A 26242-nucleotide genomic window follows, 5' to 3' on the forward strand; every position below is an offset into this window, starting at 1 on the left:
GCCCTATTCTTGACATCGAATGTGGACCGAATGGAATAGGGCAGTCACGACAGCTCTATTTAATTAGACAGTTTCAAATAGCGCTTTGACGTTGGCTAGGGTGTGTTCGATTTCACTGACCTTCAAAGGGGCGATAAAGATGGTATCGTCACCGGCAATCGTACCTAATACACCTTCTGCTTTACCAACTGAGTCCAACAAACGAGCAATTAGCTGTGCAGCTCCCGGGCTCGTTTTGATAATGACCATAGCTTCGTTGTGATTGACGTCTAGCACTAATTGTCTAAGAGGGCTTTTAGCTGTTGGCATACCAAGTTCGGCTGGCAAACAATAAACCATTTCTTGTTTGGCGTTACGAGTTCGAACTGCGCCAAAGCGGGTTAACATTCTCGACACTTTTGATTGGCTGACGTTATCAAAACCCAACGCTTTTAGTGCATCTACGATCTCACCTTGTGAACCGAAGCGTTCTTCGTTTAAAAGGTCTTTAAATGCTTTGATTAGGGCGTCTTGTTTATTTTGCGTCATTGTATTTATTCCTTGCCAATCTTTTGAGCGGAATTTTAATGCATTTCAACATATAATACTAATTGCGAATTGAGTTTTGGCGGATATTTAAGTAAGGTTGCCGGCAAAATTTACTTCAGATCATAATTTAAATCGGAGATTAATATGAAAGTAGCAGTGTTAGGTGCCGCTGGTGGTATCGGTCAGGCTTTATCTTTATTACTAAAAACTCAGTTACCTGCGGGTTCTGAATTGTCATTATATGACGTTGCGCCAGTTGTTCCAGGTGTTGCTGTTGATCTTAGCCACATCCCTACTCAAGTAAAAGTAGAAGGTTTTGGTAAAGACGACCTAGAAAAAGCATTAACGGGTGCTGACATTGTATTAATCCCTGCAGGTGTTCCTCGTAAACCTGGTATGGATCGTTCAGATCTTTTCAACATCAACGCTGGTATCGTGAAGACGTTGGTTGAAGGTTGTGCGGACTTCTGTCCAGATGCATGTATCAGCATCATCACTAACCCTGTTAACACAACAGTAGCAATTGCTGCTGAGACGTTAAAAGCAAAAGGCAAGTACAACCCAGCTAAGCTTTTCGGTGTAACGACACTTGACGTTATCCGTGCTGAAACATTCGTTGCGGAAGCAAAAGGCCTAAACTGTGAAGATATCGTTGTTCCAGTTATCGGTGGTCACAGTGGTACAACTATCCTTCCTCTTCTTTCTCAAGTTGAAGGTGTAGAGTTCACTCAAGAAGAAATCGAAAAACTAACTCATCGTATCCAAAACGCGGGTACTGAAGTTGTTGAAGCTAAAGCCGGTGGCGGTTCTGCAACACTTTCAATGGGTCTAGCGGCTGCGCGTTTCTGCTTAAGCCTAGTTGACGCATTAAACGGTGAAGAAGACGTATTCGAATTCACTTATGTTGAAGGTGACGGTTCAGACGCTCGTTTCTTTGCTCAGCCAGTTTTACTTGGTAAAAACGGCGTTCAAGAAATTTTCGACTACGGCGAGTTAAGCGACTACGAAGCAAAATGTAAAGCTGACATGCTTGACGGCCTAAAAGGTGACATCACGTTAGGCGAAGAGTTCGTTAACGGTCAATAATCGTTAGGCTCGTTAATAAGGACGGGCCATACTTAAAATTAAAAAGCACCCAAAGGGTGCTTTTTTTGTATCAAAATAATTATTTTAGGCACTTAATACACGTGATCATTTAATCAAGTCGTTTTCTTGTGTAACTTGTTCTTGTTTCCAGTACCACCAAGAATAAAGCGCTGGTAACAGAAGGCTAGGCACTAGTATAAACAATACTAGATAGGTAGATTGGCGAGGCTCAACAAACCATATTACAACACTGCATATTAAGCCGGCGATAACACAAAGCCTACCGGCCAGGCGATGCGTTTTTTGCCAAACGCGATCACTGCTCAAAGTCCAAGCTGTTCTAATACCAACAAAAAAATTACTTCTAATCTTCCCGAAAAAATTCCCCATCAAAACAAAGCTTAAACTTATCGCAAAGATTAATAATTGAGTTATAGAAATATCAAACTCGAATGCTAGCAATAGGAAACCAACTTCTAATACAAAAAATATCGAAACAATACTTAAAATAATTGCATTAATCGCTGCTTGAGATTGTTGCAAGTGAGTTTGTCGAGGCTCAATGAATTTGAGCACGAATCGAATACCTATTGTGAACAACATAATAAGTGGGGGTAACATGAGTGCTTCAAGCGCACTAGCCCAATTATCAGGTTGTCCTTGAGCGTTCCAGTGTATTGGCAATTCGGTACCAGCAGGTAAAAGCCAAACAACAATAAGCGACGCAATTGTACTAACCAAAAACAAAATTACAGAAATAACATTAGCGTTCATAATCACTCCTTTGGTCATCTTCCTTTGGTTGATGACGGTTTGTGTCAGCGAATAGACTCATAACACTACTTAATAGATCTTCTACGACACTTGTGTTTAAAGAATAAGTAATGGTTGTTCCTTCTTTGCTCGTTACAACAAGGTTGGCAGTTTTGAGAACATTAAAGTGACCAGACAAGGTCGACTTTGCAACATTGATCTTTTCTGATACTTCACCTGCAGTCATATCTCTGTGTTTAAGCAAAGATAATATTTGTCGACGCACTGGGCTAGACAAAGCTTGATACACATCAGACATAGATTTTCCTTATTGGTTATTAATTAACCTATTTCGTAATTTAGCGAAAGACCAAAATTTAAGCAAGTTTTATTTCGTTAATTTACGAAATAAAGAATTGTAGGTGGATAGATATTGAGAATTTAACTTTTAATTAGAAAGGCTTAAAAAGGCTTAGAAGAAATTTTTATAAAAGGACCGAACAGGTTCAGTCCTTTGGAAAATAGATGTTATTTGCTAGATGATGACTTAAAGAGGTTATGCAGTTCGGTTTACAGCAACATGAGCCAGGTTAATCAGTGCTTCTTTATGAGCTGACTCAGGAATATTTGCTAAAGCGGCAATTGCTTTATCCGCTTCTTGTTCCGCTTTTGTTGTGGCGTACTCTAACGCACCCGTTTCTTTCATCACATTAAGAATTTGATCCAAATGATCCATGCCATTTGCATTTTCGATCGCATCTTTGATCAAAGTTGCATTATCAACGTCGGTATTCCACATTGCGTATAGTAAAGGAAGAGTAGGTTTACCTTCGGCTAAGTCATCACCGACGTTTTTGCCCATGTCATCAGCATCAGAAGTGTAGTCCATCACATCGTCAATAAGCTGGAAAGCCGTTCCTAAATGCATACCATAGAGTTGCATGGCTTCTTCTGCTTGTGTATTTGATCCCGATATGATCGCAGCTAATTGAGTTGCTGCTTCGAACAAACGTGCTGTTTTGCCGTAAATGACATCGAAATAGCTTTTCTCTGTAGTCTCAGGATCATTGCAGTTCATTAATTGCAACACTTCACCTTCAGAGATCGTATTGGTCGCATCTGCCAAGATTTGCATCACTCGCATAGAGTCAAGAGTGACCATCATTTGGAAAGAACGGGTATACAAAAAGTCGCCGACGAGAACGCTGGCCTGATTGCCAAATACAGCATTAGCCGTCTCTTTACCACGGCGCATTGTCGACTCATCAACAACATCGTCGTGAAGCAGCGTCGCTGTATGGATAAACTCGATTATCGCTGCCAAAGTATGGTGTTTATCACCTTGATAACCCAAAGCACGTGCCGCCAGAACCGTAATCATTGGGCGAATGCGTTTGCCACCGCTATTAACGATGTACATGCCGAGTTGGTTGATCAAAGCAACGTCTGAATTGAGTTGTTCGCCAATGCAGTTGTTGACGCTTTGCATGTCTTCTTCTGCAAGATCAATAATTTGTTTAATATCCATGTACAGCTGTTTGTTTTTTTGCCTATCGGAATGGTTGCGAAGTTTACCTGACAAAGCATAAATACCAAAATTTTATCGCTCAAATCATGGTAACCTATGATAGTTTAAGACATTAAGTTACAAAGGTTTAAATTTTATTAAATTAACGCCAAATTAGTCTTGCTAATAAGAGGGAAGTGCTTTAGAATTCGCGCCCTGTTTTACAGAATTAATTTGTGCGAAGAGCGCACAGGAGACGGAGTAATATGTACGCGGTATTCCAAAGTGGTGGTAAACAACACCGTGTTGCTGAAGGCCAAACCATTCGTCTAGAAAAACTTGACGTAGAAACTGGTTCTACAGTTGAGTTTGATCAGGTGTTATTAGTTGCTAACGGCGACGACGTAAAAGTTGGTGCCCCTTTAGTAGCTGGTGGAAAGGTTTCAGCTGAAGTTGTTTCTCACGGTCGTGGTGAGAAGGTTAAAATCGTTAAATTTAAACGTCGTAAGCATTCACGTAAGCAAGCGGGCCATCGTCAATGGTTCACTGAAGTGAAGATTACTGGCATTAACGCTTAATTAAGAAGGTACTTTAATATGGCACATAAAAAGGCTGGTGGTAGTACTCGAAACGGTCGTGATTCAGAAAGCAAACGTTTAGGTGTTAAGCGTTTTGGTGGCGAATCAGTATTGGCTGGTAACATTATCGTGCGTCAACGTGGTACTAAGTTCCACGCTGGTCAAAACGTAAGCATGGGTCGTGACCACACGTTGTTCGCGACTGCTGGCGGTAAAGTTAAGTTCGATACTAAAGGTCCACTTAACCGTAAATACGTAAGCATCGTTGCTGAATAAGTTTAACGAAAGTTACTATTTTGAAACCCCGCTTTTTGCGGGGTTTTTTATTTCTCCTGCAACATATCAGTAGCAAACTGGCGCTCTTGCAGCATCAGTCATATAGTTACAAGCAGATAGTTACAAGTCATCCAACCCTAAGAGAAAAGTAACCCCATGAAATTTGTTGATGAAGTTGAAATTAAAGTCGAAGCTGGTGACGGTGGTAATGGTGCCTCCTCATTTCGTCGCGAAAAGTATGTGCCTAAAGGCGGACCAGACGGCGGTGATGGTGGCGACGGAGGTGACGTATTCCTTGTCGCTGACGAAGGCCTTAATACATTAATCGACTATCGTTTTGAGCGTTTTCACAAAGCACAACGTGGTGAAAACGGAATGGGAAGAAACTGCACAGGCTCTCGAGGCGAAGACTGTTTATTATCTGTTCCTGTTGGTACACGTGCGCGTGACTTAGACACAGGTGAAGTGATTGGTGACTTACTTAAGCACGGTCAAAAGCTTCTTGTTGCAAAAGGTGGTTACCATGGGTTGGGTAACACTCGTTTTAAGAGCAGTGTAAACCGAGCGCCTCGTCAGAAAACCAATGGTACTCCTGGTGAAGTTCGCAACTTGCAGCTCGAACTATTGCTATTGGCCGACGTAGGTATGTTAGGTTTGCCAAACGCAGGTAAATCAACCTTTATTCGTTCTGTTTCTGCTGCCAAACCAAAAGTAGCGGACTACCCGTTCACGACTTTGGTGCCTAACTTAGGTGTAGTACGCGCAGGTAATTCATTTGTCGTTGCTGACATTCCGGGGTTAATTGAAGGTGCTGCGGATGGCGCTGGTTTAGGTATTCGCTTCTTACGTCACTTAGAGCGCTGTCGTGTATTACTTCACTTAGTCGACATTATGCCAGTTGATGGGTCTGATCCGGTTGAAAACGCGAAAGTGATCGTCAGCGAACTTGAGCAATACAGTGAAAAACTAGCGAGCAAACCTCGTTGGTTGGTTTTCAATAAAATTGATCTTTTGCCTGAAGATGAAGCTAATGAGCGATGTAAAGAGATTGCTGAGCAATTAGGTTGGGAAGGTCCAATATATCAAATTTCTGCATCACAAGGTTTGAATACTAAAGATCTTTGTAATGATCTTTCTGATGCATTAGAAGAAATGCCTCGTGAAGTGGTTGAAGAACAAGAAGAGAAAGTCGAATTCCAGTGGGATAGCTACCACAATGAAGTCATTGAAGATTTTGATGACGACGATGACTTCGATGAAGATGACTATGACGTTGAGGTTATTTACAAACCATAACGTCCACTGAGTGTTTTAATATTCACTTGTCTATATTTATAAGTGAAACACAACAAGATATGATAGCCCTCTACATTTAGAGGGCTTTTTTATTTATGACAAAAATATCGTTAATTGCAGCAATGGCAAACAATCGGGTAATTGGTAAAGACAATGATATGCCGTGGCATATGCCCGCCGATCTGAAGCACTTTAAATCGGTCACCATGGGTAAGCCTGTTGTGATGGGACGTAAAACGTTCGAGTCGATTGGTCGACCCTTACCTGGTCGTCAAAATGTTGTGATCAGTCGTAATAAAGAATGGCAACACGATGGTGTACTAGTTGCACAATCTACAGAAGAAGCATTGTCTTATTTAAAAGATGCGCCTGAGATAATGATTATTGGCGGAGGTAACATTTATGAGCAGTTTTTACCCTTAGCCACAAGTTTATACTTAACCTTTATCGACCTTGATGTTGATGGTGATACTTTTTTCCCTGACTACACCAAAGTTGCGACGTGGGAACAGACAGATGTGCAGGAAAATTCTGCAGATGAAAAAAATAAGCATGATTATCAATTTGTTACATTTAAACGTGTTGACTAAATTTTAACTATGTTATGTTGGTCAGATTTGCTATAGTTTGACCTCGTGGTAATGTACACAAAATTTAATTACGAGAAGTATTATGAAATTATTGGTTAGTTTTTTATCAACAGTAGTAGTTGTGTCAGCACTATCAACAAGTGCACCAGCGAAAGCAGATGTAGCCTCTTTCTTAGCCGGTGTTTGTGATAATGTAGCAGCAGATAATAAGAGCCGATTCCGTAAAAAGCTGAAAACAGCAGGCGTAAAGCTTCGCAACATCTATGATGGTGTTACTTGTGGTGGTGATAGCTTAATTCGCTACGCGATGCAGAAGAATGCTGATAGTGTTGGTGTCTTTATGGTAAAACGATTACCGGCATCACATTTTGCGACGTCTGGTGATTTAGAGTGGGCACAGGCAAATGGATTTGGCGATACTAAAATTGCAAAAGCAATTGCAAACCGCTAAATGTAAAGAATTAAAAAAACCGCCTAATTGGCGGTTTTTTTATGTCTCGATTTTAATGTCAGGCACCTTGTGTTTAGTATTTTCTGCTCTTTACATAGAGCAAGGTAACCAATTTAAAAGATCAGCTTTCCTCTTCAGGAGTAAAGCTAAAAGACAGCGCTTCTTTGAGTGGCAAAGGCTTACTGATAAAGTACCCTTGGGCATAAGTTACACCCATCTCGGCCAATGAATCAAAAATTTCTCTCGTCTCAACAAACTCTGCCACACTGGTTTTATCTAATACTAGGGCCACGTTAGCGATAGCTTCGACTAGCGTTCGGTCAACATCACTTTCAATCATGTCTTTGACAAACGTACCGTCAATTTTGACGGAGTGGGCCGGAAGTTCTTTTAAATAGGCAAAAGTACTAAATCCGGTTCCAAAGTCATCTATCGAGAATTGGCATCCTAGTTTACTAAGTTGTTCAATCATTCGGCGGGTACCGCTGACATTAGTCAAACTGGCTGACTCTGTTAACTCGAAAATGATTCTTGCCCCTGCCACATTATATTGGGCAAGCTTTTCTTCAATTAAAGGTAACAAACGTTCATCAGAGAACGCTTGAGCGGATAAATTAATCGCTACACGTTCTAATTCTGGGTTTTCACTAACTAGTTTAATAGTCTTATGGACGACTTGGTGATCTAAAAAGCTAATATCTTCTGCATGCTCAAGTGCAGGAATAAACTCATTAGGGTAACAGATTCTACCGGCTAGGTTTAAGCGCACAAGGGCTTCGTAATAGGCTACTCTATTGTCTTTGAACGACCAGACGGGCTGAAAATGCATCATCAAATTGTCGTCTATAATGGCTTGTTGAAGACGTTGCACCCACTTCATGTTATCTAGTTGCTTAGCTGATTCGGTGTCACCCTCTTGATAACTATGAGTTCGGTTACGGCCTTTGTTTTTGGCAACATAAAGCGCGATATCGGCTTGTCTCAAGTATTCCGCTGCGGTCGCTTGTCCGTCAATTTCAGATACCCCAATTGAAGCGCTTACTTTGTAAGTCGTATTACCAAATTGAAAGTGGGCATTGGCAATCTGTTCGCAGATGTTGTCACCGATTTCAATCGCGTTACTCAGCTTGGTTTCTGACAATAAAATAACAAACTCATCGCCACCGACTCGACACAGAATGTCTGAATTTCGTAATCGCATTGATAATATTTGGGCAACTTCCTTGAGGACTAGGTCGCCCATTTGATGACCTTCTGTATCATTAATGATCTTGAAATGATCTAAGTCGATGTAAAGTAGACAATGAGTTTCATTACCTCGAGAAGCGAGTAAGGTCATTCGATTGAGTTCATTGTCGAAATAATAACGGTTATACAATCCGGTCAAAGTATCATGTAAGGCTAGGTGCTGAAGTTTTTCCTCAGCTTTTTTACGGTCATCAATGTTGTCTAGTGTCGCTGTAAGACCTTGCACACGCCCCTCTTTGACGAGTTGATGCAAGCGGATTTCTACCCATACTGTTTTGTTTCTAATTGTACGAATTTTGACTTCGGCGGTTGTACTTGTGACATGTTGCATCAAGATGTCATTCAGTTGATTGCTAAAACGACTGTGGCCCAAGTCATCAAATTCAATAAATTCCATTAATGTCAGGTTCATACTGTCATCAATATTAAACCCGGTTAACTCTCGCCATGCTCTATTCAAGAATTTGATGCGACCAGAAGTATCTAACTCCATGACAACTGAACTTAAGTTTTCGAGTAGCTTAGTGTGGGCACTAGATAAGTTTTTGAATTTTTGCTCACTCTGCTCAAGTTGGTTAACTTTGGATGCGAACTGCTTGTTACTGATAATAAAGTCGTTACGTTGTGCCGCACGTTCACAAATATTTAGGACTCGAGCCTTGTTGACGGGGTTGTATAAAAAGTCACTGGCGCCATTAGTCATAAAAAACTCGGCGCGGACGGTGTCATCCCGAGGCGTGATTACAACAATGGAAATTTCAGGCTTTTCTTGTCTAATGCTGTTGATTAATAACAAAGAGGTTTCATCAGGTAAGTCACTGTCAATGACGACTAAATCAACATGATGCTGACGAATCAACGCAAGGCCTTGCTTAGAGCTTTCTGCTTCAATGGTATTAAACTTGGCGCTGAAAATAAGATTTAGTTCGTCACTTAGCTCAGGGTTAGCAATTACTGTCAGTGACGTTAGTTTGGTAGTAACGGGTAATTCACTGGAAAAAGCATCGGCCAAGATGGTATTAACTTCGTTGAGTTCACTTTTGGTGACGACTGCATTAATGCCAAAAGACTTTGCGGTAGCTTCCGCGATTCGTTCACAGTGGGTATCAGTAATGAGTACTATTGGAACCTTTTTATCGGTTTTGTAAATATCAGAACGAATCAAACTGGACAAACTCCAGCCGTCTACTTTGCCTGCCTCTATTTCAGAAATGACAAATTGGTACTTTTTTGTTTTTAGGTTTTCAATCGCAGCTGTACTGTCCGGAACGGTATCTATATCAAACAATTGTAATGAATTGATCTTCTCCATTAATAATCGTTTGGTCTGAAAATCAGACGTGATTAGCAAAAGTGGCAGCAACTGCGGCATTTTTTCTACCTAAAAATCTATATTCTACTTGGTACTTTATAAACTAATCGAGAATTTAACAAGTTATCCATTTATTTCATTTGTCTACTTTTAGTGTGGTTAGCCCTTAAACACTGGTATAATCCCCATCAAAATTGTAACTAGAAAGGTGTATCGTGCAAGTCGCTGATTTTCATTTTGAACTTCCTGAAAGTTTAATCGCTAAGTCGCCTAAAAAAGAGCGTTCTTCTAGCCGTTTAATGCAGTTAGACGGAAATACAGGTGAAATAAATCACCATCAGTTTAGTCAAATTATAGACCTTGTTCAGCCTGGTGACTTATTAATATTTAACAATACCCGAGTTATTCCGGCTCGTTTATTTGGTCAAAAGTCGTCTGGCGGCAAAGTCGAAATTTTAGTTGAGCGTTTACTCGATGAACATTCCGTACTGGCGCACGTTCGAGCGAATAAAGCACCAAAGCCTGGTAACGTAATCCATTTTGATGGTGGTATCAGCGCCGAAATGATTCAGCGTCATGATGACTTGTTTGAATTGGCATTCGAAAAATCACAGCCAGTTTTAAACTTGTTAGAAGAGCATGGTCACATGCCACTTCCGCCATACATTGACCGTCCAGACAACGAAGACGACAAAGAGCGTTACCAAACCGTTTATAATGAAAAGCCTGGTGCCGTAGCCGCCCCGACAGCGGGCCTACATTTTACTGAGGCATTATTACAACAGTTAGAAGAAAAGGGCGTTCGCAAAGAGTTTGTGACCTTGCATGTTGGTGCAGGTACTTTTCAGTCGATTCGTGTCGATGACGTTAAAGAACATAAAATGCATTCGGAGTACGCCGAAGTGCCTCAACACGTTGTTGATGCAATTGCTGAAACCAAAAAAGCCGGCGGTCGCGTAATCGCAGTTGGTACGACGTCGGTACGCTCGTTAGAGTCAGCAGCTTGGAAATCGGGTATGCAGAGCAATCAATTCGATCAGCTATCAACGTTTACCGGAGAAACTGACATTTTCATTTATCCGGGTTATGAGTTTAAAGTGGTTGATGCAATGGTGACTAATTTCCATTTGCCAGAGTCCACACTCATCATGCTCGTTTCTGCTTTTGCGGGTAAAGAAAATATCCTAGCAGCCTACAACGAAGCGGTTTCTGAGCAATATCGCTTTTTTAGTTATGGCGATGCGATGTTTTTAACTAGGAAAAACAATTAATCCCATATTTGCGAGCCGTTAGGTGGCGATTTTTGTTGTGCTATCCGATATAATGTCGCGCACATAATTTGGACAATAGCAGTCTAATTAACACAGATTAAGAGTAACAAAATGAAGTTTGAGCTGATCAATACCGATGGTAAAGCACGCCGCGGTAAAATACATTTTGAACGCGGTACGGTTGAAACGCCGGCATTCATGCCAGTTGGTACGTACGGTACAGTTAAAGGCATGACACCTGATGAAGTCGAAGCGACCGGTGCCCATATCTGTCTGGGCAACACGTTTCATCTAATGCTTCGTCCAGGTACTGAAATTATCAAAAAGCACGGTGATCTGCATGACTTTATGAATTGGGACAAGCCAATTCTTACTGACTCTGGTGGCTTCCAAGTATTCAGTCTTGGCGATATGCGTAAGATCAGTGAGAAGGGCGTCGAATTCCGCTCACCGATTAATGGTGAAAAGATCATGTTAACCCCAGAGCGTTCTATTGCTGTGCAACGTGACCTGGGCTCCGACATTGTGATGATCTTTGACGAGTGTACGCCTTACCCGGCGACTCGCGAAGAAGCTAAGAAGTCGATGGAATTATCATTGCGCTGGGCCGAGCGTTCTAAAACGGAACACGGCGACAGCGACTCTGCATTATTTGGTATTGTTCAAGGTGGTATGTATCCAGACTTACGAGAAGTATCGTTAGCAGGCTTAGTTGAAATCGACTTTGACGGTTATGCGATTGGCGGTTTATCAGTTGGTGAGCCTAAAGAAGATATGATCAATATCTTAGATACGACTGCTTACAAATTACCTGAGAATAAGCCGAGATACCTAATGGGTGTTGGTAAACCAGAAGATTTGGTTGAAGCTGTTCGTCGTGGTATCGATATGTTTGACTGTGTAATGCCGACTCGAAACGCTCGAAATGGCCATCTGTTCATTACGGGTGGTGTGGTCAAAATCCGCAATGCCAAACACAAAGACGACACTAGCCCTCTTGACGAGAACTGTGATTGTTACACTTGTAAAAACTATTCAAGAGCCTACTTACACCACTTAGATAAGTGTAATGAAATTTTAGGCGCACGTTTGAATACGATTCACAACCTTCGCTACTATCAACGTGTAATGCAAAGCCTGCGTGATGCGATTGAAGAAAATCGCTTAGAAGAATACGTAGCTGAGTTTTATGCGCGTCGTAACTTGCCTGTACCACCTTTATCAGACGAAGGTATGCCGGCAAATTAATTTTGCATTATTTATGGATGAAGTATTGTGTGTGCAATGCTTTGTCCTTATATAGCTATTCATACATTACAAAAATAAAAAACCTTTAGGGGAATTAAAATGAGTTTGTTTATCTCAAACGCCCACGCGGCGGCACCGGGCAGCGCAGCAGCGGCTGGCCCAGACATGATCATCATGTTAGTTATTTTTGCGTTGATCTTCTATTTCATGATCTTCCGCCCACAGTCAAAGCGCGTTAAAGAGCACAAAGCATTAGTTAGCTCACTAAGCAAAGGCGATGAAGTGCTGACAGCTGGTGGCCTTATCGGCAAAATCACTAAAGTGTCTGACGAAAAAGACTTTGTAAAAGTTGAGCTTTCAGAAGGCAATGAAGTTATGATTCAAAAATCATCAATCAACTCAGTATTGCCAAAAGGCACTATCAAGTCGATTTAATATCAAGCCAGTCGCTTTGCGGCTGGTTTTTTGTTTGGAAAACGATTCGAAAAGGGTTAGTTCGTGTTAAATAAATATCCGATGTGGAAATACATCATGGTGCTGATTGTGTTGCTAGTTGGCGCACTGTACTCAGCTCCAAACTTATATGGTGAAGATCCGGCTGTACAAGTCTCTGGTCTTCGTGGTGCCGAAGTGGATGAAGTGATTTTAGATAAAATTATTTCGACACTGGATGAACAACAAATTGTTTACAAAAAGACCGAACTAGCTGCTGGTCGTCTTTTAATCCGTTTACAAAATGAAGATCAACAATTACGTGCAAAAGAGGCGATTGCTGAACAACTCGATGACAAGTTTGTTGTAGCGCTTAACTTAGCACCGGCTACGCCAGCTTGGTTAGAGGCTTTTGGTGCTTCACCATTAAAACTTGGTCTTGACTTACGTGGTGGTGTCCACTTCTTGATGGAAGTAGACATGAAAGAGGCGATGAACAAATCATTCACGCAAATGGTTCAAGACTTTAGAACGGATTTACGTGAAGAGAAAATTCGCTATCGCACCATCAAGCGTGATATCGCAAAAGAGGCCATTGTGGTCCAGGTCCGCAAAGCGGAAGACTTAGATGCAGCGCGTCGCTTCTTATCGAATCGTTACCCAGATCTACAAGTATTTGAAGACTCAAATACCGATGAGCCTGACCTGTTGGTTAAAATGACAGAAGAGCGCATCAAAGAGACTCGCCAATACGCTGTCGAGCAAAATATTACGATTATCCGTAACCGTGTAAATGAGCTAGGTGTAGCTGAGCCGTTAGTACAGCGCCAAGGTCTAGACCGAATTGTTGTCCAATTACCAGGTGTTCAAGACACGGCTCGTGCAAAAGAAATTCTAGGTGCAACCGCAACGCTTGAATTTAAGATGGTTTATGAAAATGCTGATATTTCAGCAGCGATGCGAGGTCGTGTACCACCTAAAGCCAAGCTTTACGAAGATGAAGATGGACGTCCTGTTCTACTAGAAAAGCGCGTGCGTTTAACGGGTGACCATATTATCGATGCTCAGAGTGCGTTTGACGAATACGGCATGCCTCAAGTTACCATTAACCTTGATACAAAAGGCGGTAACAAAATGCAGGCGATGACCAAGGACAATGTTGGTAAGCCAATGGCAGTGGTATTTATCGAATACAAACCAACTGAGCAAAAAGACGAAAACGGAGTTTCAAAACTTAAGAAAGTTGAGCAAGTTATCCAAGTTGCGACCATTCAGTCACGCTTAGGTCGTCGCTTCTCAATCACCGGTATCGACACACCGCAAGAAGCTCAAAACCTTGCATTGATGCTACGTGCTGGTGCTCTGATTGCACCTATTCAAATTGTAGAAGAACGCACCGTTGGCCCTAGTTTAGGTCAAGAGAACATCGATGCTGGTTTTAACGCAGTAATGCTAGGTTTTGCTTTAGTACTTATTTTCATGCTGTTCTATTACAAAAAGTTTGGCATGGTAGCAAACGTAGCACTAGCCGCGAACTTAGTGTTGATTATTGGTGTTATGTCCATGATACCAGGTGCAACGCTTACCTTACCTGGTATAGCCGGTATTGTATTGACCGTTGGTATGGCTGTTGATGCGAACGTTCTTATCTTTGAGCGAATTCGCGAAGAAGTACGTGCAGGTCGCAGTCCTCAACAAGCAATTCACCATGGTTATGACAGCGCATTTTCGACTATTGCCGATGCGAACATCACGACGTTTATTGCTGCGGTTATCTTATTTGCCGTAGGTACAGGTCCTGTTAAAGGCTTTGCAATTACGTTAGCGATTGGTATTGCCACATCAATGTTTACTGCCATCGTGGGGACACGTGCCATTGTAAATGGTATTTGGGGCGGTAAGAAAATTGATAAGCTTTCGATTTAATTGGCGGACGGAAACATGCAAATATTAAACTTAGATAAAACCATTAATTTTATGAATATCCGCCGCTTTACCGGTGCGATTTCTATATTGTTAATTATTGCTTCATTAGCGTCTTTTGCTATCAAAGGATTAAATTGGGGTCTGGACTTCACAGGCGGAAGCTTAATTGAAGTATCATTTGATCAAAGCGCAGACTTAAAGAAGATTCGTGGTGTCCTAGCTGAAGAAGGGTTTGCTGATGCGACCGTTCAAAACTTTGGCTCAAGTCGAGACGTTTTAATTCGCTTAGCACCAAGAAAGCGTAATTCAGATGAATCGAACGGTGAGAAGATCACGGCCGCTATGATTGGTGATAGCATCATGGCTGCCTTGGTTGAAATGGACTCGTCCGCTACTAAACGTCGAATCGAATTCGTTGGTCCTAGTGTAGGTGACGAGCTTCGTGAACAAGGCGGTCTTGCGATGCTAACGGCACTAATCTGTATATTGATATACGTCGCGCTTCGCTTCGAATATCGATTTGCACTTGGCTCTGTATCAGCACTAGGTCATGACGTTATTATCACGTTGGGCTTGTTTAGCGTGTTAGGGCTAGAGTTTGATTTAACTGTACTAGCGGCAGTGTTAGCGGTCATCGGTTACTCTCTTAACGATACCATTGTTGTATCAGACCGTATCCGTGAGAACTTTAGAAAAATTCGCGATGGCTCTCCAGAAGAAATCATCAACGAGTCTCTAACTCAAACGCTTAACCGTACAATGGTGACGTCAATTACTACAATCTTGGTATTGATTGCATTATTGGTAATGGGTGGAGAGTTGATTAAAGGCTTCGCGACTGCATTATTATTCGGTGTTGTTATTGGTACTTATTCTTCAATCTACGTAGCAAGTTCAATTGCATTGTCGTTAGGTATTAGTAAAGAAGACTTAATGCCGACAGTAGTTGAGAAAGAAGGTGAAGACCAAGATCAACTTATGCCATAAAGCACTAACTTAAAGCTACCACTGTTTAGTCAGTGGTGGCTTAATTTAGACAAGTGTCTAGTGAAGCATATAAGTGTCAAAGTCATAAGAGTTAGCTCAATCGACAGATATAAAAAAAGCGCCCTGAGGCGCTTTTTTTATATACTTTCCGGCATCCTATTGACCAAATCCTTCAGTCTATGTTCCTTCGGCATCCCGCAGTCAATTCCTTCGACGTCCTGCTCCCTGTAATCCCAAAACTCCTTTTTAAAGCTCCATGCTGTCCCAATAGTCCTTTGCGCATCCTACGCTTCCGTTCCTTTTGTTCCTAGCGTCCTGCTATCCTTGTTCCATCCCTTTGTTCAGCTCCTGCCTTCCTAACTTATGTCCCTAATCGCATCCAGCGTGTCCATTCCCTGTGTGTTAAATCATTTAACACTCTCGTCGTTAAGTGAGTTCAATATTAAAGGGAATTCGAAAGAGAAGAATAATCAGGATCAAAAAAAGTTTATGGATTACGAAATGAAACATTCGGAAAAATACCAAAAAGTCTTTTAAAACAGTCTCTTAGTCTTTTTTTGTAAGGGAAATACCTATATATTTAGGTAAAGTCTGTACTGATTGTGGGATATATCTCACAAGGTGGTGGGAACAAAGACTATTTGTTCTATAATGGAGCATATAATCTGTTTATTAATACGCCAAAACCTTAGGGACAGTTCATTATGGATGTCGATTTTGTATACGATACTGATAACAAAACCCATATTATCGAATTTGATGGCGAACACAAGGCGCTGGAAAATTTTCTCAATACCGAATTTTCTGCGACTCGAAAGGATACTAAAGACCTTGCAGAGCTGATCAAGTTATTGGAGTCTCCTCGTGGAACACATATATTCTCTGAATGGACAATTAGCTTTGATGAGCACGAAGTTGTCATTGCAAACAATACAAAGCAAAAGCCAGGGGCTATAGAAAGCTTGAGTGATACCTTTGGTTCAGAACTAAATGAGATGACGTGGGAATATGAATATGCCTGCGGTAAATTAGACCTTACCGCAGTATTATTAGATTGGTTCGACTTTATAAAAGAATCTTAGGTTGAAAAAGTTATTCTTGATAAAAAGCAATTGCTTTTGTCAGAGCTCGTCGCTCAGAGTCATCCATAGGATCAAACTGAATTCCGGCTAACACATGTTCTCCTTGCTCTTGTTGCCATGCCAATTTACCGGACAAAATCAAAGGTTGTTGCTCTCGGTAGGCCGTAAGGTCATTACAAGGTAATTTCAACTCGACAGTCATCGCTTCTAATGGCGCAATATCTGGAATTGGTTGAGTGAGTAATATACCAAGCCCCGATTCACTTAAATCTTTAGACAAACCGTTTAGCTCACCAAACGCACCTTTGATGCTCACTAAGTTATGACTAGCGATACGTGGCTTTTTGCGCTTGCAGGCTTGAGTGTGTTGGTTTGTGAAGGACGCCTTTTGTGCCTCTTTATCAATTATTAACCCGGATAGTTGAGAATTTAAGTTTTGGGTCAAATTATTGAGTGAGGTTGAAATATTCGAAGAATTACTGATCTTTTTACTGTTGTTAGCAATCGTCTTAAATAACGCCTTCAATAAACCGTTTAGCTGGTTGAACGATTGAATCTGTTGCTGAACCGATTGTTCGATTTTCTGGTTTAATTCTGATGTATCAATGATATCGGCCTGCATGGTTTGAACCGTTTCAGCGGTTTGGGTAATTTGGCTTTGACTTTGATTGATATTCTCAACTAAATGTCCCATAGACGACTGTGCATTGGTGACCTTGTGTTGAAGTTCGTCAAGAATATTCGTAATTTGCTCAGCTGAGTCTTGTGAGCGAACCGCCAAGCCGCGAACCTCATCGGCGACAACCGCAAAGCCTTTACCCTGTTCACCTGCCCGAGCGGCTTCAATAGCTGCGTTTAGTGCCAGTAAGTTAGTTTGCGATGCAATATCTTTAATTGTGGCCAAAATAGAATTGATGTTACGACTAAACTCCACAATTTCTTCAACTTGTGCGGAGGTTTGGCCAATATTGTCTGAGACTTGGGTTAAGGTATTCACAGATTCTGTCAGAGATTGGAAACTTCTGTTCGCCTGTTGTTCAGCAGCCAGCGAGCGCTGATTGGCATTTTGTGCAATATCTTCTACTTGCTCAGCGACTTGATGAACTTTCTCAGTCGCGCTGTTTATTTCTGACTCTTTAGCCTTTTCGGTCTCACTCATGGCTTCTATTTCTTGCGAAATAGACGCAATTTGAAATGCGCTTTGGCCCATGTGTTTGGTCGAGTGCTCTACATCATTGAGGATGGCGTTGAGCTTGTTGAGCATTAAGTTGAATCGGCGCTCTAATTCACCAATTTCATCCTTTGACGTTACCTCGACCGTTTGGGTTAAGTCGCCATGTTCAACTGCTTCTAAAGAGCGAACGAGTTTGAGGATTGGCTCAACAAATAGCTGGGCCACTAACATTATGACAAAAAACTGTAAGCCAAACTGCAGTAGTGAGTCCCAAATAGAACCAATATAGAAATCGCTAAGTTGGCTATTTAGGGCCTGAATAAGTACAGGGTCATCAGTGGATTTGGAAACTATTGAAATGAGGTTTTCTAGCTCATTAGAGGCAATAATGCGGTTATAAACGGTGGTGATCATGGCGATAGCCATAAAGCCAATTTGTAACTTCCACCTAAGGCTTAACTTCAACCAAAATGTATTCATTCTTATTCTTATTTTTTTTATTATTATTGATATAGATATGTGCGCCGAATTTACATTAACAACGTTTACTATGGCCGCTACTTGGCGGTTATATTTTGTTTAATTATTGTCGGCGATAGATGAGATTACTTTAATTTAGGCGCAAAAACCAAACAAAAAGACATAAAAAAAGCGAGTACGAAACTCGCTTTTTTAAAATATGTCACACTATTCTTAGTTGAGCCTAATTGAGAAACGCTTCAACTTGTTTTTAGTATTTGATATTACAGAACGTTGACTGTCAGACCTTTGGTTTAGTGGCTGTGGCCACAACCACCTTCAGAGTGCGCATGACCGTGTGCGATTTCATCTTCCGTTGCCGTACGAACGTCCAAAATCTCAACGTCAAATTTTAAATCAACACCAGCGAGAGGGTGGTTACCATCTACTGTGACTGATTCGTCATCTTTATCGATTACAATAACGGTTTGTTCGCCATTGTCTGTAGTTGCACGTAATTGCATACCCACTTCTACATCAAAGTCAGCAAACATCTCGTTACCGATTTGTTGTACAAGACCATCATGACGTGGGCCATATGCATTTTCAGCGTCAACCGATACTTCAAACGTATCGCCTTTTTCGTGCTCTAATAACGCGCTTTCTAAGCCTTCAATCAGAAAGTTTGAGCCTTGTAATACGACTAATGGCTCACTGTCGTATGAGCTGTCAATTAAATTGTCTTCTTTGTCTTTTACCGCGTAATGCATAGTGACAACGGTGTTCTTTGCGATTTTCATAAGGATCCTTAATCTTGATCTAGTGAATAGGGAAGAGGTAATAAACGAGCACGTTGTTCACTCTGTGGTTCAATATATATCGTTTGTTTTAAGTCTGTATCGTTAGGTAATACAGCTTGGAATACAGTTGTGCCGTTCTGTGCTTGCGAAAGTAACACTTTACCCGACTTTCTGTAGTTACCGTTCATTTCGATGTAAACATCATGGCCTGGTTCCAATGCTATTTCTTCATCTAATTCAGCAATAAATAAGGCACGTTTGTTTTTACCCAAGTAGCGCATTCGAGCAACCATCTCTTGGCCCATATAACAGCCTTTGTTAAATGAGATGTAGTTAAGCGCTTGGAGGTTCATCATTTGCGGCACGTATTCGCCGACCAAATCTCCAAATAAGTGAGCACGACCTGTTTTGATTTCATTTTGCCACCAAACGTTGTGCTCATTTGAGTCCGTTTCTAAAGCACCTTCTTTTGCTTGTTTGGCTAAGATGAGGAAATGGTTTGGCGCGAGTTCAAGACATACGTCTTGTTCTGATGTTGCGGCGTTCGCCCCATAAATGTGCCAGTTCGCTGTGTCATCTGTGATGTCGGTTTTTGAAAATACTGCGTATTTGTTTAACTCTGCTAAAGATTGAGCGGCGCTGTCTGCCACCATAACCAAGAAAATATCACCGTCTTGTTCAAACGAAACAAATGCAGACCAAGCTTTACCTTTCGCGTTGCAATGAGCTCCGCCAAGAAATTGATTGTCTTTAATTGCATTGACGTCGCAGGTAACCTGTCCTTGTAAAAAGGAGTGGCTCTGTTCACCGGTCAATTTGATCACATTAAATTCTGGTAATCTTACTAGCTTTGTCATATCTCAAACTTTTTGGGTAATTTAATCTTCTTTATGGGGTTATTGTACTAAAGAACAAGGGGGATTTGCAGAAGATTCAAAAAAGAGTGATTCAATTTTCTGTTTCAAATGTATAATCAGATTATTAAGAAAAAAACGCCTTAGTAGCCATTAGTTAGTAGTCGCTAGTAAGGCATGATAGTTAGGAATGAAAAGCATTATGGCAGACAGCAAAGCACAGGTTGTGTACGTTGACGTAAGTGGTACTAAGTTTCAATTGGACTCCAAACCAAAGTTAAAGTGGGCATGTCGACGCGGTATGCTAGAGCTTGATGTATTGTTTGAACCATTTGTAGATGAAGCGTACGACGCTTTGGCAGATAGTGACAAAGTCGCGTTTCAAAAATTACTTGCCTGTGAAGATCCTGATTTGTTCGCTTGGTTCATGGGACACAAAGAGTGTGAAGATCCAGAGTTAAATCGCATCGTCCAGATAATTCTGAACCGAGTCAAAGTTTCTTAATCCCGAAGAGCCGCTACCATGTAATAAATGTAGCGGCTTTTTTTATGGGACTTCTGTGATATTTTCAGTTATCAAATCGACGTCAGGGGGCAATACTGACTCAACCCAAGTTGCCATTGACCCACGTATTCTCCTCGCCATTGATCCCAATTCTACCTTTCGCTGGGGTTATCTATTATCTCTGTTATTGGCAGTTGTTTGGTGTTTACACCGTTTTTATTTGGCTCCTGTTGGTTATTTTCCAGAAAAGTTTTGGTTGTGTTTAGGGGTACTCACCACGTGGTTAGGCTATGTTGAGTGGCTTAATAACCAGTCTGTGTTAAAACTGCGGACTTGTCTCAAAAAGAACAAAGTAAAAGGCTGTCAAAATTACGATTATTGCGATAGCCATGAAAGAAGTGTGTATAACAATAACGACAAGCCGACGGCCGTGTATTTGTGCAATCCCAGTTTCGACTTTGGCTGGATAATCTTGATTAAAATACAAACAAAAAAACGAAGAAAGCGTAAATTGCAAAGTAGCGTAGCACTGAGTTCAAGTAAAAAGAGCTCTGAATCTGAGAGCACTATCCAAGCTCACTGGTTAATGTTGTTTCCAGATCAAGTGCGTGTGTCAGTATGGCGTCGTTTGATTTGGCAAATCAAAGTGCTAAATCAACAGGCCTGATTATTATCAGGCCTTTGCTGGTACCGGTTTTAGAATAATCACGTAATGATTAACAGAGACTATTTCGTCAGTATTGTGGGAGACGTTTTTGACAGAGTATCGGGATAATCCACTGTGTAGTGCAAACCTCGACTTTCTTTGCGTGACAATGCGCTTTGCACGATAAGCTGCGCAACTTGAACCAAGTTTCTCAATTCGAGCAAATTATTACTTACTCTAAAAGAGGCATAAAACTCATCTGTTTCTTGTTTAATTAGCTCGATTCTTTTTAGCGCTTTGGTTAAACGTCGATCAGAACGCACAATACCAACATAGTCCCACATCAAAAGTCGTAACTCATGCCAGTTATGACTAATAAGGATGTCCTCTTCAGAAGTAGTGACGAGGCTTTCATCCCAGCTAGGAATATCGCGTGGCGCTGGTTGCGTGGCCAATTTATTCAATATTTGCTTGGCTGCACCTTGAGCAAATACGATGCACTCTAAGAGGCTATTACTCGCCATTCGGTTGGCACCGTGTAAGCCTGTGTATGCGACTTCACCTATCGCAAATAGGTTGGCTATATCTGTTTGTCCATTTAAATCTGTCATGACACCGCCACAAGTATAATGAGCGGCTGGCACGACAGGGATTTGTTCCTTGGTGATATCAATGCCAACTTTCAAACAAGCTGCATAAATAGTGGGGAAGTGATCTAAGATAAAGTCTTCGTCTTTGTGGGTAATGTCCAAAAACATGCAATCTGCACCAAGACGTTTCATTTCAAAGTCGATAGCACGAGCAACGATGTCTCGAGGGGCCAATTCTTCTCTTGCATCAAAATCGGGCATGAAGCGTGTGCCATCAGGTCGGCGCAATTTGGCACCTTCACCTCTTAACGCTTCGGAGATTAAAAAGTTTTGTGCTTTTTCATGATAAAGGCTAGTTGGATGGAACTGATTAAACTCCATGTTCGCCACTCGACAGCCAGCACGCCACGCCATGGCAATTCCGTCGCCGCTGGCAATATCTGGATTAGAAGTATATTGATATACTTTACTTGCACCGCCCGTTGCCAGCGCAATAAATTTGGCGGTTATCGTCTCAACGCGTTCTAGATTACGGTTCCACACATATGCGCCATTGACACTCTGATTATTTGCAGAGTGATTGGTACCTTCAACTTGGTCTTTAGTCACTAGATCTAAGGCATTAAACCGCTCAAACAATCGGATGTTAGGGTGTGATTTAACTTTGTCCAGAAGCGTGGTTTGAACCGCTTTACCTGTCGCATCTGCAGCGTGGAGAATTCGTCTATGACTATGACCACCTTCACGAGTTAAGTGATATTTAGATGCTCCATCGGGCGTGGTAATTTGATCAAACGGCACACCTTGTTGAATTAACCACTCCATTGATGATTTCGCGTGTGTCGCTGTATACTGGACGGCTTCTTCGTCGCACAGCATTGCCCCAGCGACTAAAGTGTCTTGAACATGGGACTCAATACTGTCGTTTTCATCAAAAACCGCTGCGATTCCACCTTGAGCGTACAAAGTAGAACCTTCTTTAAGTTCTGATTTACTGACGACGATGACATTGGCTTTGTCAGCAATACTTAAAGCTAATGTAAGGCCCGCAGCGCCACTACCTATGACTAAGCAGTCTGTCGCATGTTGACTCGGCCATTCTGATTGACCTTTTAAACTTGGGTTAGAGTCGCAGTCAGACATAGAGGACTGTTCAGAATCTAATGAAAAATTAGGAGATTGGTTGTGCTCTGATTGTAAAGCATCTGAGTTCGACATTTAAATTTACCAAGTTAATCTGTGTGTTATGTTCAGTTAAAGGACATATGTTGACGTATAGGGAAACGGACAAAGTTTCACAAATGACGGTTTTACGTCTATTTTATAAAAAAAATCAAAATAATTAGAACTTTTTATAATCGGTGCAGTCATAAAGACAGCAAAACGCGATATTAGCAGACTTTAGTCGCTAGCTAAAAGCAGGAGTAGTAGCTCTGATGAGCGAGCAGAGTAAAGATTTAGGATTAGTAAGAAAAGCCCAAGCGGGTGACAAAGCGGCATTTGATTTGCTAGTAAGAAAATATCAGAACAAGGTGATTAGTCTTGTGTCTCGATATTTGGGCAATAACGGCGATGTTCAAGACGTCGCTCAAGATGCGTTTATTAAAGCTTATACCGCACTACCGGGTTTTCGTGGTGAAGCGGCGTTTTATACTTGGCTGTATAGAATTGCTGTTAACAGTGCCAAGAATTACTTAATGGCAAAAGGACGTCGCCCTGCCAATGTAGATGTCGACGCCGAAGAAGCTGAGTATTACGAAACCAGTGATGCGTTGCGCGAAAATGCTTCGCCAGAGCGCTTAGCATTAACAGAAGAAATAAAAAAAGTGATTTTCGATACCATCGAACAACTACCGGAAGAGTTGCGTGTGGCGATTCAACTTAGGGAAATCGATGGGATGAGTTACGAAGAAATAGCGACTGCAATGGGGTGCCCTATCGGTACAGTGCGCTCTCGGATATTCCGAGCGCGAGACGCCATAGATGCAAAGTTACAGCCGCTTTTAGAGAACCGTTAAATGGAGCCATTCGCAGTATGACGAATAATTATCAAGAACCATTGTCCGCTTTATTAGATGACGAGCTAACCGACAAGGAACTGGCAGACGTTTTATCTGAAGTGGAACAAGACGCAAACAAAAACTCACAGTTTAGTCGTTACGCGTTGATCGGTGATGTATTGAGAAAAGAGCAAGAACTTGTTGTTGATGACAGTTTTGCCGCGTCTATTTCAGATGCAGTGGCTAACATAGATATTTCCAGCCAAACTCAACAAGTAGAGTCAGTTACAAATGCAAGCAACGACGAAACGTCAGCTAGCCAAGTTATATCTGATGCGGAAAACGTAAGTTCGATAGCATCTCACCCTCACTGGGGTAAGAGATTGGCAGGGTCAGTGGCCGCTTTCACTACTTCTCAATTAGGAAAAGGGGCTGCTCAGTTTGCCATTGCCGCGTCCGTTGCCTTAGTGGCAGTATTTGGGGTTAGTAATATGCAAGTCTCAGAAACCGAGCGTATGTCATCACCAGTATTAAATACGGTTCCGATTGTGCAAGACTTTAAGCCGGTTTCACTTGATGGTAATCAGAAAAAGCCAACGGCTAATCAGGTGACACAGTCACGCATCAATGCGTTGATGGCGGACCACAATCAGCAGATCAGAGCCGCTGAAGAGCTAACAGAAACTGAAGAAAATAAAGACGACAACCAAGGTAATTAATCACCACAATTAAATGCCGACGGTAAACAACGTTAAAAGCGCAGCGCCTGTGATATTATTGGTTTTCAATATCGCGGGCGTTTTTGTTTTAATAACAGAGCTCATGGAATGTAGATTTTCAACCGCGCGAGTTTAAGTGACAAAGGACAAGACAAGCACATGAAAGTAGTGACCTCAGAATTGCTATATAAACCAAATTGCAGTGACATTAATAACACGCTATTTAGCAAAGCAAAGGTGTTCGTTTTAATGCTTGTCATTATAGTAACGGGCATGCCGAATGCTTTTGCCGTAACGCAACAAAGCGATGCCTTCGAGCCTTCTGCTCGTATTACTGAAATGTCGACACCCGATCCTAAATCTGACCAACTGTCTAGTATAGCGAGTGATCAAACCCTCCTTACTTCTGCCGAAAAAAATGTCGACTTATCTAAAGGTGTAGAGAAAATAAATGCGGCGTTTTGGCTGAGAAAGCTAAGAACTGCACTGCGTGAAGGGCAATTTGAAGCCGGTATCGTAAGACAAAAAGGTGAAAATACAGAGTCTTACAAATGGTTACATGGTGTTGTTGAGGTAGAGCAAGAATCAGGAGAATTACAAGCCGTTGAAGTAGAGCAAGTTTCACAATTAGTTGGTGGTGTGGGCACTATGATCCGCCGCGATAATACCATTGCTTTATTTGACTCAAACAATGAGCCTTATGCGGTCAATGGCAATAGCATCCGCAATTTTATTCCACCGATTTTTTACCGAGATGCTGGAGAACTAATTGATAGCTACCAATTTGTCTTGGTCAGTAAAAGCCAAATCGCTGGTCGTTCGGCTCAATTGATTCGTATCGAGTCTATAAAGCGTCAAACCTACAACTATTGGATGTGGATTGATGTAGATAGCGGTTTACCACTGAGAATGTTGTACGTTGATGACAGCGGCGATGTGGTTGAACAAATTATTATGACTCACTTATCGATTTATAATGCTCCTACCGCAGACATGGAAAAATTGGCCAAAATGTCATTACCAAATGCACCTATGGCAGTTGCCGCTACGCAACAAGCGAACAATTGGGAGGTGTCATACTTACCTAAAGGGTTTGAGTTAATTAAAAGTGATCGGCACCACGTTTCTATTAGTCGAGAAGTATCTGACTACTTTTTATTTAGCGACGGGTTGGTAGAGTTTTCTATTTATGTGCAACGACCATTAGATAACTTCACAAGCCCGGTTGTATTGACCGATGGCGCGACGTCTTTTGTAATGATTCACGCCGATAGTATTGATGTCACCGTCGTTGGCACTATACCTCCTAAGACAGCTTATGCCATTGCTCAAGGTGTACAGGCAAAGTAAGGCGTCGGACAAGGACATCAAAAAAGGTGTTATGAATTTAAAGCACAATGTAAAATCAGACATGACAGTCAATACTGTGACAAAGTTGGTGGTTGAGTGATTAAAGAAATCGGCGTTGTCGTTCAGCGCGAAGACGAATACATATGGGTTGAAACCGCAATCAAATCGACCTGTTCGACTTGTGCTGCCAAGTCAAATTGTGGCACCAATAGTGTTGCAGAAGCGTTTGCGGGCAAATCCGTCATTAATAAAGTAAAAAACACACTTGGCGCCGAAGTGGACGACCAAGTTGAGATTGGCATACCAGAGGACAGTCTCGTGCAAGGTGCTTTCTGGGTGTATATCTTACCTATTTTGACTGCTTTAATTGCTTGTATGTTGGCTGAATATTGGCTCAGTCAATTTATCGTTGCGGGAGAGTGGCTTGTCATTTTATTTACTCTTCTAGGTGGCGCGTTGGGCTTTGTTATTGCTAATAAAAAGCTTGCGACACCCGACAGCGACAAATATCAACCGCAATTACTAACTGTCCTTCCACAAACGATTGCCGTTACACGCGTCTAATTTCCAACTA

27 protein-coding genes are annotated in these 26242 nt (G+C 41.6%); 18 read left to right on the forward strand and 9 right to left on the reverse strand.

The features are described 5' to 3' along the window. Nucleotides 1-63 precede the first annotated feature (63 nt). On the reverse strand, nucleotides 64-528 hold the full coding sequence (gene argR, locus AC4E96_RS02225) for a transcriptional regulator ArgR (RefSeq protein ID WP_488032162.1): 465 nt from the start codon (nucleotides 526-528) through the stop codon (nucleotides 64-66). A 144-nt stretch (nucleotides 529-672) separates the two neighbouring features. Between argR and mdh the strand changes: the two genes are divergently transcribed. Continuing rightward, nucleotides 673-1614, forward strand: a complete 942-nt coding sequence (gene mdh / locus AC4E96_RS02230; RefSeq protein ID WP_488032161.1) for a malate dehydrogenase — start codon at nucleotides 673-675, stop codon at nucleotides 1612-1614. A 105-nt stretch (nucleotides 1615-1719) separates the two neighbouring features. Here mdh and AC4E96_RS02235 read toward each other — a convergent pair whose 3' ends face one another. From AC4E96_RS02235 to ispB, 3 genes are all read right to left on the reverse strand, one after another. Next, nucleotides 1720-2388, reverse strand: coding sequence for an SdpI family protein (locus AC4E96_RS02235; protein WP_490254775.1), 669 nt, complete (start codon nucleotides 2386-2388; stop codon nucleotides 1720-1722). Continuing rightward, complete coding sequence (locus AC4E96_RS02240) at nucleotides 2378-2686, reverse strand: autorepressor SdpR family transcription factor (protein WP_490254776.1); 309 nt, start codon at nucleotides 2684-2686, stop codon at nucleotides 2378-2380. Before AC4E96_RS02240 ends, AC4E96_RS02235 begins: the two co-directional genes overlap by 11 nt. Nucleotides 2687-2923: 237 nt before the next feature. After that, complete coding sequence (ispB, locus tag AC4E96_RS02245) at nucleotides 2924-3895, reverse strand: octaprenyl diphosphate synthase (RefSeq protein ID WP_490254777.1); 972 nt, start codon at nucleotides 3893-3895, stop codon at nucleotides 2924-2926. Between the two features lie 245 nt (nucleotides 3896-4140). Between ispB and rplU the strand changes: the two genes are divergently transcribed. The 5 genes from rplU (at nucleotide 4141) to AC4E96_RS02270 (ending at nucleotide 7065) form a co-directional block, all read left to right on the forward strand. Further along, complete coding sequence (gene rplU, locus AC4E96_RS02250) at nucleotides 4141-4452, forward strand: 50S ribosomal protein L21 (protein ID WP_208833176.1); 312 nt, start codon at nucleotides 4141-4143, stop codon at nucleotides 4450-4452. A gap of 18 nt (nucleotides 4453-4470) precedes the next feature. Beyond that, nucleotides 4471-4728: a 50S ribosomal protein L27 gene (gene rpmA, locus AC4E96_RS02255; RefSeq protein ID WP_208833175.1), complete on the forward strand. Its 258-nt coding sequence runs from the start codon at nucleotides 4471-4473 to the stop codon at nucleotides 4726-4728. A 156-nt stretch (nucleotides 4729-4884) separates the two neighbouring features. After that, on the forward strand, nucleotides 4885-6024 hold the full coding sequence (gene cgtA / locus AC4E96_RS02260; RefSeq protein ID WP_488032157.1) for an Obg family GTPase CgtA: 1140 nt from the start codon (nucleotides 4885-4887) through the stop codon (nucleotides 6022-6024). Between the two features lie 95 nt (nucleotides 6025-6119). Next, nucleotides 6120-6614, forward strand: a complete 495-nt coding sequence (gene folA, locus AC4E96_RS02265) for a type 3 dihydrofolate reductase (protein WP_490254778.1) — start codon at nucleotides 6120-6122, stop codon at nucleotides 6612-6614. Between the two features lie 82 nt (nucleotides 6615-6696). Next, a complete protein-coding gene (locus tag AC4E96_RS02270; protein WP_490254779.1) occupies nucleotides 6697-7065 on the forward strand; it encodes a DUF3718 domain-containing protein in 369 nt (122 codons plus the stop codon). 121 nt (nucleotides 7066-7186) lie between these two features. On the opposite strand, the gene AC4E96_RS02275 is transcribed toward AC4E96_RS02270, so the two are convergent. After that, complete coding sequence (locus tag AC4E96_RS02275; RefSeq protein ID WP_488032154.1) at nucleotides 7187-9685, reverse strand: GGDEF/EAL domain-containing response regulator; 2499 nt, start codon at nucleotides 9683-9685, stop codon at nucleotides 7187-7189. A gap of 155 nt (nucleotides 9686-9840) precedes the next feature. Between AC4E96_RS02275 and queA the strand changes: the two genes are divergently transcribed. The 6 genes from queA to AC4E96_RS02305 all read left to right on the forward strand — a co-directional run bounded on the left by queA (nucleotide 9841) and on the right by AC4E96_RS02305 (nucleotide 16571). Further along, nucleotides 9841-10896 (forward strand): tRNA preQ1(34) S-adenosylmethionine ribosyltransferase-isomerase QueA, encoded by a 1056-nt coding sequence (queA, locus tag AC4E96_RS02280; RefSeq protein ID WP_488032153.1) that lies wholly within the window; start codon nucleotides 9841-9843, stop codon nucleotides 10894-10896. A gap of 111 nt (nucleotides 10897-11007) precedes the next feature. Further along, the gene (gene tgt, locus AC4E96_RS02285) at nucleotides 11008-12144 is read left to right on the forward strand and encodes a tRNA guanosine(34) transglycosylase Tgt (RefSeq protein ID WP_490254780.1); all 1137 of its coding nucleotides are present in this window, start codon (nucleotides 11008-11010) and stop codon (nucleotides 12142-12144) included. 99 nt (nucleotides 12145-12243) lie between these two features. Next, nucleotides 12244-12579 carry a preprotein translocase subunit YajC gene (gene yajC / locus AC4E96_RS02290; RefSeq protein WP_488032151.1) on the forward strand — a complete coding sequence of 112 codons (336 nt, stop codon included), beginning with the start codon at nucleotides 12244-12246 and terminating at the stop codon, nucleotides 12577-12579. Nucleotides 12580-12642: 63 nt separating this feature from the next. Continuing rightward, on the forward strand, nucleotides 12643-14502 hold the full coding sequence (gene secD, locus AC4E96_RS02295) for a protein translocase subunit SecD (protein ID WP_490254781.1): 1860 nt from the start codon (nucleotides 12643-12645) through the stop codon (nucleotides 14500-14502). 15 nt (nucleotides 14503-14517) lie between these two features. After that, nucleotides 14518-15489, forward strand: a complete 972-nt coding sequence (secF, locus tag AC4E96_RS02300; protein ID WP_488032149.1) for a protein translocase subunit SecF — start codon at nucleotides 14518-14520, stop codon at nucleotides 15487-15489. A gap of 704 nt (nucleotides 15490-16193) precedes the next feature. Beyond that, nucleotides 16194-16571: a YacL family protein gene (locus AC4E96_RS02305; protein WP_488032148.1), complete on the forward strand. Its 378-nt coding sequence runs from the start codon at nucleotides 16194-16196 to the stop codon at nucleotides 16569-16571. A gap of 10 nt (nucleotides 16572-16581) precedes the next feature. Here AC4E96_RS02305 and AC4E96_RS02310 read toward each other — a convergent pair whose 3' ends face one another. From AC4E96_RS02310 to ygfZ, 3 genes are all read right to left on the reverse strand, one after another. Continuing rightward, entirely contained in the window at nucleotides 16582-18225 is a 1644-nt protein-coding gene (locus AC4E96_RS02310) for a methyl-accepting chemotaxis protein (RefSeq protein WP_490254782.1), read from the reverse strand. A gap of 293 nt (nucleotides 18226-18518) precedes the next feature. Further along, nucleotides 18519-19004, reverse strand: a complete 486-nt coding sequence (locus AC4E96_RS02315; protein ID WP_488032146.1) for an FKBP-type peptidyl-prolyl cis-trans isomerase — start codon at nucleotides 19002-19004, stop codon at nucleotides 18519-18521. Between the two features lie 8 nt (nucleotides 19005-19012). After that, the gene (gene ygfZ, locus AC4E96_RS02320; protein WP_490254783.1) at nucleotides 19013-19861 is read right to left on the reverse strand and encodes a CAF17-like 4Fe-4S cluster assembly/insertion protein YgfZ; all 849 of its coding nucleotides are present in this window, start codon (nucleotides 19859-19861) and stop codon (nucleotides 19013-19015) included. Between the two features lie 199 nt (nucleotides 19862-20060). Between ygfZ and AC4E96_RS02325 the strand changes: the two genes are divergently transcribed. Beyond that, nucleotides 20061-20363 carry an FAD assembly factor SdhE gene (locus tag AC4E96_RS02325; RefSeq protein ID WP_488032144.1) on the forward strand — a complete coding sequence of 101 codons (303 nt, stop codon included), beginning with the start codon at nucleotides 20061-20063 and terminating at the stop codon, nucleotides 20361-20363. Between the two features lie 55 nt (nucleotides 20364-20418). Continuing rightward, on the forward strand, nucleotides 20419-21030 hold the full coding sequence (locus tag AC4E96_RS02330; protein WP_490254784.1) for a hypothetical protein: 612 nt from the start codon (nucleotides 20419-20421) through the stop codon (nucleotides 21028-21030). 59 nt (nucleotides 21031-21089) lie between these two features. Here AC4E96_RS02330 and nadB read toward each other — a convergent pair whose 3' ends face one another. Continuing rightward, entirely contained in the window at nucleotides 21090-22742 is a 1653-nt protein-coding gene (gene nadB, locus AC4E96_RS02335; protein WP_490254803.1) for an L-aspartate oxidase, read from the reverse strand. Nucleotides 22743-23035: 293 nt separating this feature from the next. On the opposite strand from nadB, the gene rpoE reads away from it, so the two are divergent. The 4 genes from rpoE (at nucleotide 23036) to AC4E96_RS02355 (ending at nucleotide 26232) form a co-directional block, all read left to right on the forward strand. After that, nucleotides 23036-23617, forward strand: a complete 582-nt coding sequence (gene rpoE, locus AC4E96_RS02340; protein WP_488032142.1) for an RNA polymerase sigma factor RpoE — start codon at nucleotides 23036-23038, stop codon at nucleotides 23615-23617. Between the two features lie 17 nt (nucleotides 23618-23634). Further along, nucleotides 23635-24318 carry a sigma-E factor negative regulatory protein gene (locus AC4E96_RS02345; RefSeq protein ID WP_488032141.1) on the forward strand — a complete coding sequence of 228 codons (684 nt, stop codon included), beginning with the start codon at nucleotides 23635-23637 and terminating at the stop codon, nucleotides 24316-24318. A 159-nt stretch (nucleotides 24319-24477) separates the two neighbouring features. Continuing rightward, nucleotides 24478-25668, forward strand: a complete 1191-nt coding sequence (locus tag AC4E96_RS02350; RefSeq protein ID WP_488032140.1) for a MucB/RseB C-terminal domain-containing protein — start codon at nucleotides 24478-24480, stop codon at nucleotides 25666-25668. A 96-nt stretch (nucleotides 25669-25764) separates the two neighbouring features. Further along, entirely contained in the window at nucleotides 25765-26232 is a 468-nt protein-coding gene (locus AC4E96_RS02355; RefSeq protein ID WP_488032139.1) for a SoxR reducing system RseC family protein, read from the forward strand. The last annotated feature ends 10 nt before the right edge of the window (nucleotides 26233-26242 follow it).

The organism is Psychrosphaera sp. (assembly GCF_982872775.1).

Excerpts from the sequence above, each read along its gene's own strand:
- argR (WP_488032162.1), bottom strand. The coding sequence starts at position 528 with ATGACGCAAAATAAACAAGACGCCCTAATCAAAGCATTTAAAGACCTT.
- mdh (WP_488032161.1), top strand. The coding sequence starts at position 673 with ATGAAAGTAGCAGTGTTAGGTGCCGCTGGTGGTATCGGTCAGGCTTTA.
- AC4E96_RS02235 (WP_490254775.1), bottom strand. The coding sequence starts at position 2,388 with ATGAACGCTAATGTTATTTCTGTAATTTTGTTTTTGGTTAGTACAATT.
- AC4E96_RS02240 (WP_490254776.1), bottom strand. The coding sequence starts at position 2,686 with ATGTCTGATGTGTATCAAGCTTTGTCTAGCCCAGTGCGTCGACAAATA.
- ispB (WP_490254777.1), bottom strand. The coding sequence starts at position 3,895 with ATGGATATTAAACAAATTATTGATCTTGCAGAAGAAGACATGCAAAGC.
- rplU (WP_208833176.1), top strand. The coding sequence starts at position 4,141 with ATGTACGCGGTATTCCAAAGTGGTGGTAAACAACACCGTGTTGCTGAA.
- rpmA (WP_208833175.1), top strand. The coding sequence starts at position 4,471 with ATGGCACATAAAAAGGCTGGTGGTAGTACTCGAAACGGTCGTGATTCA.
- cgtA (WP_488032157.1), top strand. The coding sequence starts at position 4,885 with ATGAAATTTGTTGATGAAGTTGAAATTAAAGTCGAAGCTGGTGACGGT.
- folA (WP_490254778.1), top strand. The coding sequence starts at position 6,120 with ATGACAAAAATATCGTTAATTGCAGCAATGGCAAACAATCGGGTAATT.
- AC4E96_RS02270 (WP_490254779.1), top strand. The coding sequence starts at position 6,697 with ATGAAATTATTGGTTAGTTTTTTATCAACAGTAGTAGTTGTGTCAGCA.
- AC4E96_RS02275 (WP_488032154.1), bottom strand. The coding sequence starts at position 9,685 with ATGCCGCAGTTGCTGCCACTTTTGCTAATCACGTCTGATTTTCAGACC.
- tgt (WP_490254780.1), top strand. The coding sequence starts at position 11,008 with ATGAAGTTTGAGCTGATCAATACCGATGGTAAAGCACGCCGCGGTAAA.
- yajC (WP_488032151.1), top strand. The coding sequence starts at position 12,244 with ATGAGTTTGTTTATCTCAAACGCCCACGCGGCGGCACCGGGCAGCGCA.
- secF (WP_488032149.1), top strand. The coding sequence starts at position 14,518 with ATGCAAATATTAAACTTAGATAAAACCATTAATTTTATGAATATCCGC.
- AC4E96_RS02305 (WP_488032148.1), top strand. The coding sequence starts at position 16,194 with ATGGATGTCGATTTTGTATACGATACTGATAACAAAACCCATATTATC.
- AC4E96_RS02310 (WP_490254782.1), bottom strand. The coding sequence starts at position 18,225 with ATGAATACATTTTGGTTGAAGTTAAGCCTTAGGTGGAAGTTACAAATT.
- AC4E96_RS02315 (WP_488032146.1), bottom strand. The coding sequence starts at position 19,004 with ATGAAAATCGCAAAGAACACCGTTGTCACTATGCATTACGCGGTAAAA.
- ygfZ (WP_490254783.1), bottom strand. The coding sequence starts at position 19,861 with ATGACAAAGCTAGTAAGATTACCAGAATTTAATGTGATCAAATTGACC.
- AC4E96_RS02325 (WP_488032144.1), top strand. The coding sequence starts at position 20,061 with ATGGCAGACAGCAAAGCACAGGTTGTGTACGTTGACGTAAGTGGTACT.
- nadB (WP_490254803.1), bottom strand. The coding sequence starts at position 22,742 with ATGTCTGACTGCGACTCTAACCCAAGTTTAAAAGGTCAATCAGAATGG.
- rpoE (WP_488032142.1), top strand. The coding sequence starts at position 23,036 with ATGAGCGAGCAGAGTAAAGATTTAGGATTAGTAAGAAAAGCCCAAGCG.
- AC4E96_RS02345 (WP_488032141.1), top strand. The coding sequence starts at position 23,635 with ATGACGAATAATTATCAAGAACCATTGTCCGCTTTATTAGATGACGAG.
- AC4E96_RS02350 (WP_488032140.1), top strand. The coding sequence starts at position 24,478 with ATGAAAGTAGTGACCTCAGAATTGCTATATAAACCAAATTGCAGTGAC.